Annotated in this window: 18 protein-coding genes; 9 read left to right on the top strand and 9 right to left on the bottom strand. The window is 60.8% G+C overall.

From position 1 onward, the window contains the following. Window positions 1-270: 270 nt before the first annotated feature. Window positions 271-1725: a TrkH family potassium uptake protein gene (locus A7K61_RS27205; protein ID WP_003193780.1), complete on the top strand. Its 1455-nt coding sequence runs from the start codon at window positions 271-273 to the stop codon at window positions 1723-1725. Here the strand turns inward: A7K61_RS27205 and A7K61_RS27210 are convergent. Then, a complete protein-coding gene (locus A7K61_RS27210; RefSeq protein WP_003193782.1) occupies window positions 1682-2740 on the bottom strand; it encodes an AraC family transcriptional regulator in 1059 nt (352 codons plus the stop codon). The genes A7K61_RS27205 and A7K61_RS27210 overlap by 44 nt on opposite strands. Window positions 2741-2900: 160 nt before the next feature. Here A7K61_RS27210 and A7K61_RS27215 point away from each other — a divergent pair, with 160 nt between their 5' ends. From A7K61_RS27215 to A7K61_RS27230, 3 genes are all read left to right on the top strand, one after another. Beyond that, complete coding sequence (locus A7K61_RS27215; protein ID WP_003193783.1) at window positions 2901-3212, top strand: DUF962 domain-containing protein; 312 nt, start codon at window positions 2901-2903, stop codon at window positions 3210-3212. A 447-nt stretch (window positions 3213-3659) separates the two neighbouring features. Next, window positions 3660-3842 carry a hypothetical protein gene (locus A7K61_RS27225; RefSeq protein ID WP_044267771.1) on the top strand — a complete coding sequence of 61 codons (183 nt, stop codon included), beginning with the start codon at window positions 3660-3662 and terminating at the stop codon, window positions 3840-3842. Window positions 3843-3945: 103 nt separating this feature from the next. Beyond that, window positions 3946-5142, top strand: coding sequence for an MFS transporter (locus tag A7K61_RS27230; RefSeq protein WP_047711654.1), 1197 nt, complete (start codon window positions 3946-3948; stop codon window positions 5140-5142). On the opposite strand, the gene arfB is transcribed toward A7K61_RS27230, so the two are convergent. Together arfB and A7K61_RS27240 are read right to left on the bottom strand one after the other, a co-directional pair. Beyond that, window positions 5139-5552, bottom strand: a complete 414-nt coding sequence (gene arfB / locus A7K61_RS27235) for an alternative ribosome rescue aminoacyl-tRNA hydrolase ArfB (protein ID WP_032895560.1) — start codon at window positions 5550-5552, stop codon at window positions 5139-5141. The genes A7K61_RS27230 and arfB overlap by 4 nt on opposite strands. 203 nt (window positions 5553-5755) lie before the next feature. Beyond that, the gene (locus A7K61_RS27240) at window positions 5756-7174 is read right to left on the bottom strand and encodes an amino acid permease (protein ID WP_069558754.1); all 1419 of its coding nucleotides are present in this window, start codon (window positions 7172-7174) and stop codon (window positions 5756-5758) included. A 647-nt stretch (window positions 7175-7821) separates the two neighbouring features. On the opposite strand from A7K61_RS27240, the gene A7K61_RS33250 reads away from it, so the two are divergent. Both A7K61_RS33250 and A7K61_RS27245 read left to right on the top strand, forming a co-directional pair. Beyond that, window positions 7822-7959, top strand: coding sequence for a hypothetical protein (locus tag A7K61_RS33250; RefSeq protein ID WP_003175756.1), 138 nt, complete (start codon window positions 7822-7824; stop codon window positions 7957-7959). Between the two features lie 73 nt (window positions 7960-8032). After that, a complete protein-coding gene (locus tag A7K61_RS27245; RefSeq protein WP_069558755.1) occupies window positions 8033-8992 on the top strand; it encodes a leucyl aminopeptidase in 960 nt (319 codons plus the stop codon). Window positions 8993-9185: 193 nt separating this feature from the next. On the opposite strand, the gene rluB is transcribed toward A7K61_RS27245, so the two are convergent. The 6 genes from rluB to A7K61_RS27275 all read right to left on the bottom strand — a co-directional run bounded on the left by rluB (window position 9186) and on the right by A7K61_RS27275 (window position 14114). Further along, window positions 9186-10394, bottom strand: coding sequence for a 23S rRNA pseudouridine(2605) synthase RluB (rluB, locus tag A7K61_RS27250; protein WP_044267783.1), 1209 nt, complete (start codon window positions 10392-10394; stop codon window positions 9186-9188). Window positions 10395-10537: 143 nt separating this feature from the next. Continuing rightward, the gene (locus tag A7K61_RS27255) at window positions 10538-10729 is read right to left on the bottom strand and encodes a DUF1289 domain-containing protein (protein WP_034128540.1); all 192 of its coding nucleotides are present in this window, start codon (window positions 10727-10729) and stop codon (window positions 10538-10540) included. Window positions 10730-10855: 126 nt separating this feature from the next. After that, the gene (gene scpB / locus A7K61_RS27260) at window positions 10856-11776 is read right to left on the bottom strand and encodes an SMC-Scp complex subunit ScpB (protein WP_069558756.1); all 921 of its coding nucleotides are present in this window, start codon (window positions 11774-11776) and stop codon (window positions 10856-10858) included. 12 nt (window positions 11777-11788) lie between these two features. Then, complete coding sequence (locus A7K61_RS27265; protein WP_171905498.1) at window positions 11789-12547, bottom strand: ScpA family protein; 759 nt, start codon at window positions 12545-12547, stop codon at window positions 11789-11791. Between the two features lie 60 nt (window positions 12548-12607). After that, window positions 12608-13237 carry an L-threonylcarbamoyladenylate synthase gene (locus tag A7K61_RS27270; protein WP_003193796.1) on the bottom strand — a complete coding sequence of 210 codons (630 nt, stop codon included), beginning with the start codon at window positions 13235-13237 and terminating at the stop codon, window positions 12608-12610. Between the two features lie 13 nt (window positions 13238-13250). After that, window positions 13251-14114 carry a PHP domain-containing protein gene (locus tag A7K61_RS27275; protein ID WP_047711659.1) on the bottom strand — a complete coding sequence of 288 codons (864 nt, stop codon included), beginning with the start codon at window positions 14112-14114 and terminating at the stop codon, window positions 13251-13253. Window positions 14115-14201: 87 nt separating this feature from the next. Here A7K61_RS27275 and A7K61_RS27280 point away from each other — a divergent pair, with 87 nt between their 5' ends. The 3 genes from A7K61_RS27280 to A7K61_RS27290 all read left to right on the top strand — a co-directional run bounded on the left by A7K61_RS27280 (window position 14202) and on the right by A7K61_RS27290 (window position 15876). Next, on the top strand, window positions 14202-14798 hold the full coding sequence (locus A7K61_RS27280; protein WP_044267795.1) for a septation protein A: 597 nt from the start codon (window positions 14202-14204) through the stop codon (window positions 14796-14798). Between the two features lies 1 nt (window position 14799). After that, a complete protein-coding gene (locus A7K61_RS27285) occupies window positions 14800-15099 on the top strand; it encodes a YciI family protein (RefSeq protein ID WP_032895552.1) in 300 nt (99 codons plus the stop codon). A gap of 99 nt (window positions 15100-15198) precedes the next feature. After that, window positions 15199-15876 (top strand): response regulator transcription factor, encoded by a 678-nt coding sequence (locus tag A7K61_RS27290; RefSeq protein ID WP_028617724.1) that lies wholly within the window; start codon window positions 15199-15201, stop codon window positions 15874-15876. Window positions 15877-16140: the final 264 nt, after the last annotated feature.

Consider the following 16140-nt stretch of genomic DNA (forward strand, 5'->3'; position numbering starts at 1 on the left):
CCTTCGCGAGCAAGCCCGCTCCCACAGTTGGATCGTGGGGTGTCAGGTAGATAAGCATCGGCTGTCAGGCCGCCATCGCAGGCAAGCCAGCTCCCACAGTTGGATCGTGATGTGTCAGGGAATCTGCGCCAGTCACGGGAGCAAGCTCCCTCGCCACAACTTCAGCGTCGCTGCGAAGTTGTGTAGACACCAAGCCACCGCAGCCCTTGGTTTACAAGACCTGCACCGCAGGTAGAATGGCGCCTCTGCCCAATCACCCGAGCGAACTTCATGGCGTTGCCGACCCTGCGTATCATCGGTTTCATCATCGGCATCTTCCTGATCACCCTTGCGGTCGCCATGGTGATCCCGATGGCGACCCTGGTGATCTTCGAACGCACCAGCGACCTCCCCTCGTTCCTGTGGGCCAGCCTGATCACCTTTATCGCCGGGTTGGCGCTGGTCATCCCTGGCCGCCCCGAGCACGTGCACCTGCGCCCCAGGGACATGTACCTGCTCACGGTCAGCAGCTGGGTAGTGGTGTGCATCTTCGCCGCCCTGCCCTTTTTGCTGACCCAGCACATCAGCTACACCGACTCGTTCTTTGAAAGCATGTCCGGCATCACCGCCACCGGGTCCACCGTGCTGAGCGGCCTGGACAGCATGTCGCCAGGCATTTTGATGTGGCGTTCGCTTTTGCACTGGCTCGGCGGTATCGGCTTTATCGGCATGGCGGTGGCGATCCTGCCGCTGCTGCGCATTGGTGGCATGCGCCTGTTCCAGACCGAATCTTCGGACCGCTCGGAAAAGGTCATGCCTCGCTCGCATATGGTGGCGCGCTTGATCGTGGCGGCGTATGTGGGCATCACCATCTTCGGCAGCCTGGCCTTCTGGTGGGCCGGAATGGGCGTGTTCGATGCGATCAACCATGCCATGTCGGCGATCTCCACCGGTGGGTTTTCCACTTCGGACGAGTCCCTGGCCCATTGGAAACAACCGGCGGTGCACTGGGTCGCGGTGGTGGTGATGATCCTCGGCAGCTTGCCGTTCGCCCTGTACGTGGCCACCTTGCGCGGCAACCGTCGGGCCCTGATCAAGGACCAGCAAGTGCAAGGCCTGCTCGGCCTGTTGCTGGTGACCTGGCTGGTACTCGGCACCTGGTACTGGTGGACCACCAACCTGCATTGGCTCGATGCCTTGCGTCATGTGGCGCTGAACGTGACATCGGTGGTGACCACCACCGGCTTTGCACTGGGGGACTACAGCCTGTGGGGCAACTTCTCACTGATGCTGTTTTTCTACCTGGGCTTTATCGGCGGCTGCTCGGGCTCCACCGCGGGCGGTATCAAAATCTTCCGTTTCCAGGTGGCCTATATCCTGCTCAAAGCCAACTTGAATCAGTTGATTCATCCACGCGCGGTGATCAAGCAGAAGTACAACGGCCATCGCCTCGATGAAGAGATCGTGCGCTCAATTCTGACCTTTTCGTTTTTCTTCGCCATCACCATCTGCATGATCGCCCTGGCCCTGTCATTGCTGGGCGTGGACTGGATGACCGCGTTGACCGGCGCCGCCAGTACCGTATCCGGCGTGGGCCCCGGCCTGGGCGAAACCATCGGCCCGGCCGGCAATTTCGCCACCCTGCCGGATGCCGCCAAGTGGATCCTGTCCCTGGGCATGTTGCTGGGACGCCTGGAGATCATCACCGTGTTTGTGTTGTGCATTCCGGCGTTCTGGCGTCACTGACGGTCGACATTTGCTGCAACCGCGCCCGGTATTCGCCGGGCGTGGCATCGAACCAGCGGCGAAAGGCGCGGAAAAAGTTACTCGGATCGGCAAAGCCCAACAGGTAGGCGATTTCCAGCAGGGTCATGTTGGGTTGTGCCAGGTACTGCTCGGCCAGTTCGCGCCGGGTGTCATCGAGCAAGGCCTGGAAGCTGGTGCCCTCCTCCTGTAGTCGCCGCTGCAAGGTGCGCTGGGACAGGTGCAACGTCTGGGCCACCGCTTCGCGCTTGGGTTCGCCCTGGGGCAGCAGGCGGCACAGCACCTGACGCGCCTTGTGGGTCACGCGGCTTTCGGAAAAACGCGCCAGGTATTCTCCGGCAAAGCGATCATGCAGCAGCGCCATGGCTTCATTGGCTGTGGGCAGCGGCGCCTCCATGTCGGCCTGCTCGAAAATCAACGCGTCATAGGGTGCATTGAATTGCAAAGGCGCGTGGAAGGCGTGTTGGTAGGGCGCCAAGTCCGCCGGCTGGTCGCCTTGCAGCAGCACTTTGCGCGGTTGCAGGGTGCGCCCGGTAAGCCAGCCGCACAGGGCCAGAGCGCTGGCCAGCGAGGCCTCGGCGCTTTGACGGGTGGGCGGCAGATGATCGCCATGCACCGTCAGAATCAACGCATAGCCTTCGGGTAAAAGTCGGAAACTCAAGTCAGCGCTTTCGGCGATGATGCGCTGGTAGCGCACCAAGCGCATAAAGCCTTCGGCCAGGGTGTTGCTGGACATCAACGCATAACCGGCAACATGAAACGAGGCAGGCCGTACCACCTTGCCCATGTTCAGGCCAATCGCCGGGTTGCCCGACACCTCCACCGCACGCTGCCACAGGCGGGTCATGGCGTCTTGCGGGAAGCGCGCATCGGGGTCAGTGAGGGACGCATAATCCAGGCCCAACTGCTTGAACAAGGCCCTGCAATCCAGGCCATCCATTTCCAGCGCCTTGACGATGCCCATCGCCCAGCTTGCAGAAGTTGTTCGTTCGCTCATGGCGTCTTCTTATTGAAAGCAGGCTCAAACGGCAGCCAGGAAGCCAAGGATACTAAAGTGGCATCTATTGTCACTGGCTGTTAGCACTGTTCACTCTAGACTCAAATAAGCTCCCCGCCGCGCACCCGTTGGCGGCACAACAACCAGAGGGCCGGTGACCGTGGAAAACATCAAGAAATTCAATAGTTTTGCCGAGTTCTACCCGTACTACCTGGCCGAGCATGGCAACAGCACCTGTCGGCGCCTGCACTTTATCGGCACCACCCTGGTGATCGGCATTCTCGCCTATGCCATCGGCAGAGGCTCATTGGTCCTGCTGCTGGCCTTGCCGCTCGCGGGCTACAGTTTTGCCTGGATAGGCCACTTCTTCTTCGAAAAGAACCGCCCTGCCACCTTTCAGCACCCGTTTTACAGTTTGCTGGGGGATTTTGTGATGTACCGCGACATGATCCTCGGCAAGGTGCCGTTCTAAATCCCTTGTAGGAGCGAGCTCGCTCGCGAAGCTCGCACAGACACCGCTGGCTACCTGACGCACCGAGTTATCGTTGACGCTTTTCCCGAGCAAGCTCGCTCCTACAGTCTTTTAGGAGAAAAATGGGCGAGACAATCGAGATAAAAGTCTTTTTGTCATTTACGGTGCTGTATCCTGCCAAGGCTTTTTGAGAGCGCGGAATCACCTGCGATTGAAAAAACAGACCTTGCGAGGAGCGACCACGATGCACGAGATACCTAATCTCCCCTTCCCAAGCCTGCACCCAACTGAGCAGCCAACACCGCAGCAGGCCAGCGACAAGCAGCCTGAGGCCAAAGAAGCAAAACCAGTCGAGCGCGAAAGCCGGGACTGACGCCGTACCAGACCGTGTGGAAAGCGCGCCTTTGAGCGCTTTCCACACTGCCTGAATCATCCGAGACCTTCACTATGACCACTTCCCCTTCCGACACGCCGGACACCGCTGTACTCGACGCTGCCTTGCAGATGGTCGAAGTCTGGAACCGCCTCAGTGCCGACAAGCAAGCGGCACTGCTCAAGCGCTTTGGCACTCAGGAAAACGCCCTGGCGGCCCTGGTGACCACCCAATTGCTGGCCCCCGCCCACGCTTGATCGGCTTTAGATCTGACGTTTTACATTTTTGCCGCCCTGCCCGGCCTGCGCGCCGGTATCATTAGCAGCCTATCTTTACCTGCTGCGACAGTGGATCTCTCCCATGCCAGATACCCAGCGCCCCATGGCGGTCACGCTGCAAGTCGTTTCCATCGTGCTGTTTACCTTCATCGGCTACCTGAATATCGGCATCCCCCTGGCCGTATTGCCGGGTTATGTGCATAGCCAACTGGGCTATGGCGCCGTTATCGCCGGGCTGGTGATCAGCGTGCAATACCTGGCTACCCTGCTGAGCCGCCCCTATGCTGGCAAAATCATCGACAACTTGGGCAGCAAGCGCGCCGTGCTGATCGGCCTGGTGGGCTGCGGTTTGAGCGGCGTATTCATGTTGCTGGCGGCGTGGTTCTCCAGCCTGCCGGCCTTCAGCCTCGGTTGCCTGCTGATCGGTCGACTGGTGTTGGGCAGCGCCGAAAGCCTGGTGGGTTCGGGCGCGATTGGCTGGGGCATTGGCCGCGTCGGTGCGGCTAATACGGCCAAGGTTATTTCCTGGAACGGCATCGCCAGCTACGGCGCGCTGGCGGTCGGTGCGCCGTTGGGGGTGCTGCTGGTCAGCCAGTTGGGGCTGTGGAGCATGGGCGTCAGCATCATTCTATTGGCCGTGCTGGGCGTGCTGTTGGCCTGGAAAAAACAAGCCGCGCCGATTGTGCCCGGCATCCGTTTGCCGTTCATGAATGTGCTGGGCCGCGTGCTGCCCCATGGTTGCGCGCTGGCGCTGGGTTCAATCGGCTTTGGCACCATCGCCACCTTTATCACGCTGTATTACAGCACCCAGCACTGGGATAACGCGGTGTGGGCCTTGAGCCTGTTCGGTGCCAGTTTTATCGGCGCGCGTTTGCTGTTTGGTAACTTGATCAACCGCATCGGCGGTTTTCGCGTCGCCATCGCTTGCCTGTCGGTGGAAGTGCTGGGCCTGCTGTTGCTGTGGCTGGCGCCGGATGCCCAGCTGGCGTTGGCGGGTGCGGCGTTGAGCGGCTTCGGCTTTTCCCTGGTGTTCCCGGCGTTGGGGGTAGAGGCGGTCAACCTGGTGCCGGCCTCCAGCCGTGGCTCGGCGGTGGGCGCCTATTCGCTGTTTATCGATTTGTCCCTGGGCATCACCGGGCCACTGGCGGGCGCCGTGGCGGCAGGTTTTGGCTTTGCCTCGATCTTCCTGTTCGCCGCCCTCGCCGCTTTCGCCGGTTTGCTGCTGAGCGTCTACCTGTACCGGCAGGCGCCCAAGGCCCGCGAAACACGCGACGCCTAGAAGTCGACCTTGCCGCGCCCGGCCTTGATGCTGCCGCGCTTGGTCTTGGACTCCAGGCGGCGTTTCTTCGAGCCCAGGGTAGGCTTGGTCGGACGGCGTTTTTTCTCGACCTTGGTGGCGCTCTGGATCAACTCCACCAGGCGCTCCAGCGCATCGGCGCGGTTCTGCTCCTGGGTGCGATATTGCTGGGCCTTGAGCACCAGCACGCCTTCGCTGGTGATCCGGCTGTCACGCAGCGCCAGCAGGCGCTCCTTGTAGAATTCCGGCAACGACGACGCCGGAATATCAAACCGCAGGTGCACCGCACTCGACACTTTATTGACGTTCTGCCCACCGGCACCTTGGGCACGAATGGCGGTCAGCTCGATCTCGGCATCGGGCAAGTGTACGTTGTTGGAAATCACCAGCATGGAAAGCGCAAGCCTTGTTAGGAGAGTTAGAGATACGCCCCCTCAAGCCGAGCGCGGTAAAAAATGTGGGAGCGGGCTTGTGTGGGAGTCGGGCTTGCCCGCGATGCAGGCACCGAGGTGTAACAGGTACACCGCGGTGATGCTATCGCAGGCAAGCCAGCTCCCACACAAGCCCGCTCCCACATTTAGCGCAGTATATGGCCTTACTTCACCGTCAAGGCTTGGACTGCGACGGGCTGCTGCGCACGCTTGTTCTTGACCCAATAACACACACCCATGAACGCCACCCACACCGGGATCGCGTACACCGAGCGGTCAATGCCTGGAATCATCAACATGGTGCCCAGGATAAACACCACAAACGCGACACAGATGATATTGCCATACGGGTACCACAGCGCCTTGAACAGCGGCACCTGGCCGATGCGGTTCATGTGCTGGCGGAACTTGAAGTGGGAGAAGCTGATCATCGCCCAGTTGATCACCAGCGTGGCCACCACCAGCGACATCAACAGTTCCAGCGCGTCATGGGGCATCAGGTAGTTCATCAGCACCGCCACCAGGGTGATCGCCGCCGAGGCCAGGATCGAACGCACCGGCACGCCGCGCTTGTCGATCTTCGCCAGGGCCTTGGGCGCATCGCCCTGCTCAGCCATGCCCAAGAGCATGCGGCTGTTGCAGTAGGTACCGCTGTTGTACACCGACAGCGCGGCCGTCAGCACCACGAAGTTGAGGATATGCGCGGCGGTGTTACTGCCCAGCATCGAGAACACCTGCACGAACGGGCTGCCACTGTAGGCATCGCCGGAGGCGTTGAGGGTCGCCAAGAGGCTGTCCCACGGTGTGAGCGACAGCAGTACCACCAGGGCACCGATGTAGAAAATCAGGATGCGGTAGATCACCTGATTGATCGCCTTGGGGATCACGGTACGTGGCTGGTCGGCTTCGGCAGCGGTAAAGCCGAGCATTTCCAGGCCGCCAAAGGAAAACATGATGATCGCCATGGCCATCACCAAACCGCCGACGCCATGGGGGAAGAAACCACCATGCTCCCACAGGTTGCTGACCGAGGCTTGCGGGCCGCCGCTGCCGCTGACCAGCAGGTAACTGCCCAGGGCAATCATGCCGACAATCGCCACCACCTTGATGATGGCAAACCAGAACTCGGCTTCACCGAAGACTTTGACGTTGGCCAGGTTGATCGCGTTGATCAGCACGAAGAACGCCGCCGCCGAGACCCAGGTCGGAATCTCCGGCCACCAGTAGTGCACGTACTTGCCGACGGCCGTCAGCTCCGACATACCCACCAGAATGTACAGAATCCAGCAGTTCCAGCCCGACAGGAAGCCGGCGAAACCGCCCCAGTACTTGTGGGCAAAGTGGCTGAAAGAGCCGGCAACCGGCTCCTCGACAATCATTTCGCCAAGCTGGCGCATGATCATGAAGGCGATAAAGCCGCAGATGGCATAGCCCAGGATCATCGACGGGCCGGCGGATTTGAGCACCCCGGCCGAGCCCAGGAACAGGCCGGTGCCGATAGCGCCACCGAGGGCGATCAACTGGATATGCCGGTTTTTCAGGCCGCGTTTCAGCTCGCCTGAAGAAGAATGGGGTCCACTCATGAAAAGGGTCTCACGCAAGGTTTGAAGAGTTGAATGCAGGTTGCTGCCTTGAATTACCGACTCAAGCAGCGCCGCTCAAACCCCAGCGCAGGCACCAGGAGTACAGCGTCTTTCTAATGGTCATGCGTCACCTGTTTGTTTTTATCTGTGACGAAATCGAACCCGTCCGGCTCGTGGCCAGGCGGAGTGATCAGGGGGATCAAACCCTGAGGTCTTGGCCTTTTGCGTGGGTACGCAAGGGGGGTCACAGTAAAACGCGGCGCATTGTACACCGCTCGACAGCTTCGGCACGCACCGGGAAAGTGCACAGACGATTCTGTCAGCTAATGCTTACATCATCGCAACCCCCAACAAAGCCAGGACATTTTCGTAAAGCTGTCGTTACACCCCGGAAAACCTGCGTTACAGCCAGACTTCGGCAGCCCTCAACGGAATTCTGTCGGTAGGCAGCATCTGAAGAATCGCTTCAGCCAATGCACTGTTTTGCCTGAATAAAAAAATCCATCAAAAAACAGAAGAAAAAATCCAAATGAAACCGTGTCAATAAATTTTTTGCATTTCGAAACACTCTCTTCTAGGTTCTTTGCACTTGCCCGCGAAGCCCGTGGGTGAGCCGTTCTCAATCAACGTCCTCTAGGAGATACACCATGCAAGCACTGGAAAACGACCTGGAAACCGAACTGCAACTCGACGATTGGTTTGAAGCGCCGACCCATGAGGCCGCCGTTGAAATGATGCAAGCCGATGCCGTTGTGCCTTTTGGCACCGCGATGTGGCCTTTCTAATACCCGGCAGGCATCCGGCAGGCGCTGTGCACGGCGCCTGCCCCCTTACCCAAGGCACAGAAGGACACCCGTCATGGACAAGGCCCGCGCCGTCGAACACTTTCTCTACTACCTTGCGCACCACCCGGCCCTCAGCGGCCTGAACCGTCCCACCGTGTTGCTGGGCCATACCGAGCGCTATGACGCCATCGCCCAGGCGATCACCCACGGCAGCGCCGCCCGCTTCAACTTCCAACTGCAACGCCTGGACCTGGCGCCCAGCGACACCTTGGCACAGGCCATTCAAACCTGTGACCTGTACCTGTTTCTCTACGATTCCTCCACGCTGCCCAACCCACGCGCCGAAGGCCCGGACTTTATCCGCGCCCTGCAAGGCGTGATGGCCGAACACTGGAAGAAATCCCTGCTGTTCAAGGATTACGGCGACTATTTCTACGACACCTTCAGCGTCGAGCCCCAACGCATCGCCGACCTCAACGCCACGCTGATCCGGCGCATGGCCCAGGCCAACGTGCTGAGCTTTACCGACAAACACGGTTCGCGCCTGGAAGCGCCGATGAGCAGCATCAAGAAGTGGACCAATATCAACGGCGTCGGCAACCACGACCTGGCCCCCGGCGAAATCGCCACCCACAGTGAAGCCATCAACGGCCAGGTGCGGTTTGTCGGCACCTTCCTCAGCACCATCCCCTTTGCGCGCAAATACGGCGTGCTGCAATCACCGCTGGAGTTATGGATCGAAAACTCCACCGTTTGCAGCGTGGCCAGTGAGGTGCCGGGGCTGGCGGATGATTTCAACAAGTACCTGAATGCCAACCCGTCCAACCGTCGTGTGGAGGAGTTGGGGATTGGTACCAATGAAGGGGTCAAGGACCTGTATGCGCGCAATGCCGGGTTTGAAGAGCGCCATTGCGGGTTGCACCTGGGCTTGGGTGGCGGGCAGAAAGGCAGTCATCACCTGGACCTGATCTTCGCCAGCGGGGTGTTGGCGCTGGATGACAAGCCGGTGTTTGATGGCGCCTTTGCCTTTTAAAAGACCGTCAGACGTGTAGAGCTCCCTGTGGGAGCTGGCTTGCCTGCGATAGCGGTGTGTCAGTCACCTTTTTACTAACTGACCCACCGCTATCGCGGGCAAGCCCGGCTCCCACAGTTGATTGTATTTCAAATGTAGATCGCAAAAAAAACGCCAACCCTAAGGTTGGCGTTTTTGTGCAGCGTTTAACGCATCACTGCGGCTTCTTGCGACCAAAACCAGGGCGCTGGCCGGAACCGGCCGGTGCGCCACGGCGCTTGCCCGACGGCTCGTCCGCGACCAGTTTCGGGCCAGGGCGCTTGTTCGCCGCTGGCTTGGCTGGACGCTTGGTGCTGGCGTTGTCGGCCGGGCGATCCGATTCACCACGGTTGCTGCGACCACCCGCCGGCGCAGGGCGTGGCGTACGTGGCGCACGCTCACCTTCCTGACGCGCTGGCGCGGTAGGGCGGCGCTCGCCTTCAATGTGCGGCTGACGCGAGATACGACCGCCGGTGGCCGGTGCATCCAGCGCAGGGCGCAGGGTGCGGGCAACACGTTCGGTACGCGGCACTGGGCGCGACGATTTACGCTGCATACGCTCAAGCTTGTCTTTGCTCTTGGCGTTCATCTGCGGCATGGCAACCGGCGTCAGGCCCACTTCGGCGCTGAGGATATCGACTTCGTACTGGCTCATTTCGCGCCAGCGGCCCATCGGCAGGTCGGAGTTCAGGAACACCGGGCCGAAACGTACGCGCTTGAGGCGGCTGACCACCAGCCCCTGGGATTCCCACAGACGACGCACTTCACGGTTACGGCCTTCCATCACCACGCAGTGGTACCAGTGGTTGAAACCTTCGCCACCCGGCGCCTGCTTGATGTCGGTGAACTTGGCCGGGCCGTCTTCCAGCACCACGCCCGCCTTGAGGCGTTCGATCATCTCGTCATCGACTTCACCACGTACACGCACGGCGTATTCACGGTCCATCTCGTAGGACGGGTGCATCAGGCGGTTGGCCAACTCACCGTCAGTGGTGAACATCAGCAAGCCGGTGGTGTTGATGTCCAGGCGGCCGATGTTGATCCAGCGGCCTTCTTTAGGCTTGGGCATCTTGTCGAACACGGTCGGACGGCCTTCGGGGTCGTCACGGGTGCAGATCTCGCCGTCGGGCTTGTTGTACATGATCACGCGGCGCACCGATTCGGCGGCCTCTTCACGCTTGATGACCTTGCCATCAATGGTGATTGCATCGTGCAGGTCGACGCGCTGGCCGAGGGTGGCCTCGACGCCGTTGACCTTGATGCGCTTCTGGGTGATCCAGGCTTCCACGTCGCGGCGCGAGCCCACGCCGATACGCGCCAGCACCTTTTGCAGTTTTTCGCCTGCTGGGCCGATTTCCTGGTCTTTCTGGTCTTGGTCATTCATCGTAAGCACCTCCCGGTGGGTCGATTCAGGCGTGGCCTGAGGGTATTGAAAGCGGGGCCTTGGCCGAATAGGTCGGCAAGGGGTCGCGAATCATACGCGCATGGCGCGTGTTGCGCATCACAGACTAGCCGATAACGCCCAGCTCATTTGCTTTTCCGCCGACCGGTGGCCCCCAGGGCCAGCAATCGCAGCTCGGCTTCGGCCAGAACCGTGCGCTTGTCGGCTTTGTCGAGTTTCTTCCAGGCACGGATTTCACGCTTGCTGCGGCCACAGCCGACGCAGATGTCGTCATTGAATTTACAGATGCTGATGCACGGGTCTTTCATAGCACTCATGGTCGATCCTCTGTGGGAGCTGGCTTGCCTGCGATGGCATCACCTCCTTGCATCTGAAACACCGAGGTGTCTGCATCGCAGGCAAGCCAGCTCCCACATGGGTTGCGCGGTGAACGTCAGAGCCGGTCAGTCTTCGAGTTGGCGGCGTTCGTTTTCGATGGCCTCGGCCAGCGCCCGGGCTTCGTCTTCTTCGTCGCTCAGGGACGGCTGTTCAAGAGCGGCGACAGCGGCCAGGAGTTTCTCCCGGGCCTCGGCCACGCCGAGAATATCTTCCTCGGTTTGTACCTCTGGCTCGGATTCAACGTTCACCTGGGTTTGCGGCTCTGCAGCACCATCACGCAGCAAATCGTCGAAGTCGGTCTTGATCCCCTGCTCCATGTCGTCCAGTTCCAGCAACAGCGTATGGAAACTGGTCTCGTCCTTGGGCTCCTCCGGCTCGGCGCTGGCGTCGGCCAGTTCCTGCAGGCTTTGCGGCACCGGCGCGTCGTCGAAGTCGAGCACCGGCTCGGCTTCCATTTCCCGCAGTTCGGCCAGGGGCGGCAGATCGTCGAGGTTTTTCAGGTTGAAGTGATCGAGGAACACCTTGGTGGTGGCGAACATGGCCGGTTTGCCCGGCACGTCGCGGTAGCCGACGATGCGGATCCACTCGCGCTCCAGCAGGGTCTTGACGATATGGCTGTTCACCGCCACGCCACGCACGTCTTCGATCTCCCCGCGGGTGATGGGCTGGCGATAGGCGATCAGCGCCATGGTCTCCAGCATCGCCCGGGAATAGCGCTGCGGGCGCTCTTCCCACAACCGCCCGACCCACGGCGAAAACTTCTCACGGATCTGCAGGCGGTAACCCGACGCCACTTCGCGCAGTTCAAAGGCACGGCCCTCGCAGGACTTGCGCAGGATCTCCAAGGCCTTCTTGAAGACCGGCGGCTCCGGGCGTTCGGCTTCTTCAAAAAGCTCGAACAGGCGCTCCAAAGATTGCGGTTTACCCGAGGCCAGGAGAAAGGCCTCCAGCAAAGGGGCCAGTTCGCGGGGTTCAGTCAGATTCATCGATTCAGCTCGTTATTCGGCTCGCGCCCGCACGTGGATAGCCGCAAAAGGCTCATTCTGTACCAGCTCGACCAAGGACTCCTTGACCAGCTCAAGGATCGCCATAAAGGTCACCACCACGCCCAGGCGCCCTTCTTCGGCGGTGAACAACTCGACAAAGGGCACAAACCCACCGCCCTTGAGGCGTTCCAGCACATCGCTCATGCGCTCGCGGGTAGACAGCGCTTCACGGCTGACCTGGTGGCTCTCAAACATATCGCCACGGCGTAGCACCTCGGCCATGGACATCAGCAATTCTTCCAGGCTCACGTCTGGCAGCAATTTGCGCGCGCGTGCCTCGGGGGCGTCGAGCTTGGGCACCACCACATCACGGCCCACACGGCTCAGGCCGTCGATGCCTTCGGCGGCAGCCTTGAAGCGTTCGTACTCCTGCAGGCGGCGGATCAGCTCGGCGCGTGGGTCATCCTCTTCGGCTTCCACCGTCTCCGAGCGCGGCAACAGCATGCGCGACTTGATCTCGGCAAGCATGGCCGCCATCACCAAGTACTCGGCGGCCAGTTCCAGGCGCACCGACTGCATCAGCTCGACATAGCCCATGTACTGGCGGGTGATTTCCGCCACCGGGATGTCGAGGATATTGATGTTCTGCTTGCGGATCAGGTACAGCAGCAAGTCCAGCGGGCCTTCGAAGGCTTCAAGGAATACCTCGAGGGCGTCCGGCGGGATGTACAAGTCCAGGGGCATTTCCATGACCGCCTGGCCGTACACCATGGCAAACGGCAGTTCCTGCTGGGCGCCGGCCTGGGGATCAGCGGTTTCCACGGCCGACATTCAGGCCTCGACCATAAACGGAGCCGGGTCGCCACAACCCACACGCACCACTTCTGGCTCACCGTCGGCCAGGTTGATCACCGTGGAGGCCTTATTGCCGCCGTAGCCACCGTCGATGATCAGGTCGACGTGTTTTTCCAGCAATCGGCGCATTTCGTAAGGGTCGTACAACGGCTCGGTTTCGCCGGGCAGGATCAACGACACGCTCATCAGCGGTTCGCCCAACTCAGCCAACAGCGCCAGGGCAATCGGGTGTTCCGGCACGCGCAGGCCGATGGTGCGCTTCTTGGGGTGCAGCAACAGGCGCGGCACTTCGCGGGTGGCGTTGAGAATGAACGTGTAGGGCCCCGGCGTGTGGGCCTTGAGCAGGCGGAACGTGCCGGTGTCGACCTTGGCGAATAGCCCGAGCTGGGACAAGTCGCTGCAGATCAGCGCAAAGTTGTGCTTGTCGTCCAGCTGGCGCAAGCGCCTTACCCGCTCGACCGCGCCCTTGTCGCCGATCTGGCAGCCAATGGCGTATGAAGAATCCGTCGGGTAGATCACTACCCCACCGGCACGGATGATCTCCACGGCCTGCTTGATCAGGCGCGCCTGAGGGTTTTCCGGATGAATCTGGAAGAATTGGCTCACGTACTCTACCTGTTCAGACGGTGGCAATAATGGGGTCATGCTTGAATCGCCCCCACAACAGCGGCAAATCTTCCGGAACCTGGCGATACTCGCCAATCTCGGACCAGCCGCCTGGGCCATGAAAGTCACTGCCGGCACTGACCAGCAGACCAAATTCGCGGGCAAGGATCGCCAGGCTGCCGACCTGTTCGGCGGGTTGATGCCCGTTGACCACCTCGATGGCGTGGCCACCCGCTCCAATATAGTCGCTGATCAGCTTGCGGCGCTTGCTGCGGGTGAAATCGTAATGCCAGGGATGCGCCAGGCTGACCCAGGCCCCGGAGGCCCGCAGGGTCTGGACAGTGTCTTCCAGGGTCGGCCAATGCAGCTTCACGTCGCCCAACTTGCCGGCGCCCAGCCATTTGCGAAAGGCTTCGGCACGATCCTTCACATAGCCTTCACGCACCATCCAGTCGGCAAAGTGCGGACGGGCCGGTGCGTTGCCGCTGTCGCCCAGCTCTTGCTGGATAGCACGGGCACCGTCGAGGGCACCCGGCATGCCTTTAAGGCTGAGCTTGCGGCTTATTTCTTCGGACCGCAGCCAGCGGCCATCGTGCAATTGGGCAATCGCCGCCACCAAGGGTAGGGCCTTTTGATCAAAACCGTAGCCCAGCACATGGATGGTGGCGCCGCCCCAGGTGCAGGACAATTCCACGCCATTGACCAGTTGCATGCCCAGGGACTGCGCGGCCTGGCGGGCTTCATCGAGGCCTTCGAGGGTGTCGTGGTCGGTCAATGCCAGGACTCGCACGCCTTTTTCAAACGCACGCGCAACCAGTACCGCGGGCGCCAGGGCGCCGTCGGAGGCCGTGCTGTGGCAGTGCAAATCAACATTCACGGGAGTGTGTAACCTCAAGTCAGCTGGCGCTATCGCAACCAAGGATGTTTGTTATTATGCCGCCACATCCAGCTTCTGGCTCTTACTGTGAAACAATTCATCGACTTCATCCCGCTGTTGCTGTTTTTCATCGTTACCAAACTCGACCCCAGGGTCATCGAAATCGCCGGCCACGAGCTATCGTTCGGGGGCATCTACAGTGCCACTGCCGTACTGATCGTCAGCTCCATCGTGGTCTACGGCGCCATCTTCATATCCCAGCGCAAGCTGGAAAAAAGCCAATGGCTCACCCTTATCGCCTGCCTGGTCTTCGGCGGCCTGACCCTGGCTTTCCACAGCGAAACCTTCCTTAAATGGAAAGCCCCGGTGGTGAACTGGCTGTTCGCCCTGGTGTTCATCGGCAGCCACTTCATTGGTGACCGCCTGCTGATCAAGCGGATCATGGGCCATGCGCTGACCTTGCCGGAGCCGGTGTGGGTACGCCTGAACGTGGCCTGGATCGTGTTTTTCCTGTTCTGCGGCGCCGCCAACCTGTTCGTGGCGTTTACCTTCCAGGACTACTGGGTCGACTTCAAAGTGTTCGGCAGCCTGGGCATGACCGTATTGTTTTTGATCGGCCAGGGTATCTACCTGTCGCGTCACCTGCATGACACCGCAGCTACCACACCAAAAACCGAGGACTGACATGCTCTACGCCATCATTGCCACCGACGTTGCCAACTCCCTGGAAAAACGCCTGAGCGTACGCCCGGCCCATGTCGAGCGCCTCAAACAGCTGCAAGCTGAAGGCCGCATCGTACTGGCCGGCCCGCACCCGGCCGTCGACAGCAATGACCCGGGCGACGCCGGGTTCACCGGCAGCCTGATCGTGGCCGAGTTCGCTTCCCTGGCCGACGCCGAGGCCTGGGCCAAGGCAGACCCTTACGTTGCAGCAGGGGTCTACGCCGATGTGGTGATCAAGCCGTTCAAGCAAGTCTTGCCTTAAGCCGGCTGCGTCGAACCTAATCGTATCGGCGTACTCATAATGGCTCACGGCGTCACCGGTGGGGCCTTCGCCGCCGACAATGGCTAAATTGAGTGAGTCATGAGCGAGCTGTTACTGATAGATGATGACCAGGAGCTCTGTGAGCTGCTGACCAGTTGGCTGAGCCAGGAAGGTTTCCAGGTGCGCGCCTGCCACGATGGCTTGAGCGCCCGTAAAGCCTTGGCCGACAGTGCGCCTGCGGCCGTTGTGCTCGACGTGATGCTGCCCGACGGCAGCGGCCTGGAGCTGCTCAAGCAATTGCGCAACGACCACCCGGAGCTGCCGGTGCTGATGCTCTCGGCCCGGGGCGAACCCCTGGACCGCATCCTCGGCCTGGAACTGGGCGCCGACGACTACCTGGCCAAGCCCTGCGACCCCCGCGAGCTGACGGCGCGCCTACGCGCCGTATTACGCCGCAGCCACCCCGCCGCGGTGTCCACCCAGCTGGAACTGGGCGACCTGTGCTTCAGCCCGGTGCGCGGCGTGGTCAGCATCGATGAACAAGAGTTCACCCTTACCGTCTCCGAAAGCCGCCTGCTCGAAGCCCTGCTGCGCCAACCCGGCGAGCCCCTGGACAAACAGGAACTGGCGCAGATCGCCCTGGGCCGCAAGCTGACCCTGTATGACCGCAGCCTGGACATGCACGTCAGCAACCTGCGCAAAAAGATCGGCCCACACCCCGATGGCCGGCCACGGATCGTGGCGTTGCGCAGTCGTGGCTATTACTACAGCCTCTAAACACCACACTCAACCCTGTGGGAGCTGGCTTGCCTGCGATAGCGGTGGGCCAGTTAGCATAAACGTGACTGACACACCGCTATCGCAGCATAGGTATCTACACAACTGTGGTGCGACGCTGAACCTGTGGCGAGGGAGCTTGCTCCCGTGACGGCCTGACAGCCGGCGCCGATCTAACTAACGCGCCGCGATTCAAATGTGGGAGCTGGCTTGCCTGCGAAGGCGGCCTGACAGCCGACCGGGATCTGAGATCAGACTGAGTAC

Origin of the sequence: Pseudomonas sp. AP42 (assembly GCF_001728935.1) — a bacterium.
GTDB classification, from domain to species: Bacteria; Pseudomonadota; Gammaproteobacteria; order Pseudomonadales; family Pseudomonadaceae; genus Aquipseudomonas; species Aquipseudomonas lactis.

Coding starts and splice junctions, on each gene's coding strand:
- A7K61_RS27205 (WP_003193780.1), top strand. CDS start 271: ATGGCGTTGCCGACCCTGCGTATCATCGGTTTCATCATCGGCATCTTC.
- A7K61_RS27210 (WP_003193782.1), bottom strand. CDS start 2,740: ATGAGCGAACGAACAACTTCTGCAAGCTGGGCGATGGGCATCGTCAAG.
- A7K61_RS27225 (WP_044267771.1), top strand. CDS start 3,660: ATGACCACTTCCCCTTCCGACACGCCGGACACCGCTGTACTCGACGCT.
- A7K61_RS27230 (WP_047711654.1), top strand. CDS start 3,946: ATGCCAGATACCCAGCGCCCCATGGCGGTCACGCTGCAAGTCGTTTCC.
- arfB (WP_032895560.1), bottom strand. CDS start 5,552: ATGCTGGTGATTTCCAACAACGTACACTTGCCCGATGCCGAGATCGAG.
- A7K61_RS27240 (WP_069558754.1), bottom strand. CDS start 7,174: ATGAGTGGACCCCATTCTTCTTCAGGCGAGCTGAAACGCGGCCTGAAA.
- A7K61_RS33250 (WP_003175756.1), top strand. CDS start 7,822: ATGCAAGCACTGGAAAACGACCTGGAAACCGAACTGCAACTCGACGAT.
- A7K61_RS27245 (WP_069558755.1), top strand. CDS start 8,033: ATGGACAAGGCCCGCGCCGTCGAACACTTTCTCTACTACCTTGCGCAC.
- rluB (WP_044267783.1), bottom strand. CDS start 10,394: ATGAATGACCAAGACCAGAAAGACCAGGAAATCGGCCCAGCAGGCGAA.
- A7K61_RS27255 (WP_034128540.1), bottom strand. CDS start 10,729: ATGAGTGCTATGAAAGACCCGTGCATCAGCATCTGTAAATTCAATGAC.
- scpB (WP_069558756.1), bottom strand. CDS start 11,776: ATGAATCTGACTGAACCCCGCGAACTGGCCCCTTTGCTGGAGGCCTTT.
- A7K61_RS27265 (WP_171905498.1), bottom strand. CDS start 12,547: ATGGTGTACGGCCAGGCGGTCATGGAAATGCCCCTGGACTTGTACATC.
- A7K61_RS27285 (WP_032895552.1), top strand. CDS start 14,800: ATGCTCTACGCCATCATTGCCACCGACGTTGCCAACTCCCTGGAAAAA.
- A7K61_RS27290 (WP_028617724.1), top strand. CDS start 15,199: ATGAGCGAGCTGTTACTGATAGATGATGACCAGGAGCTCTGTGAGCTG.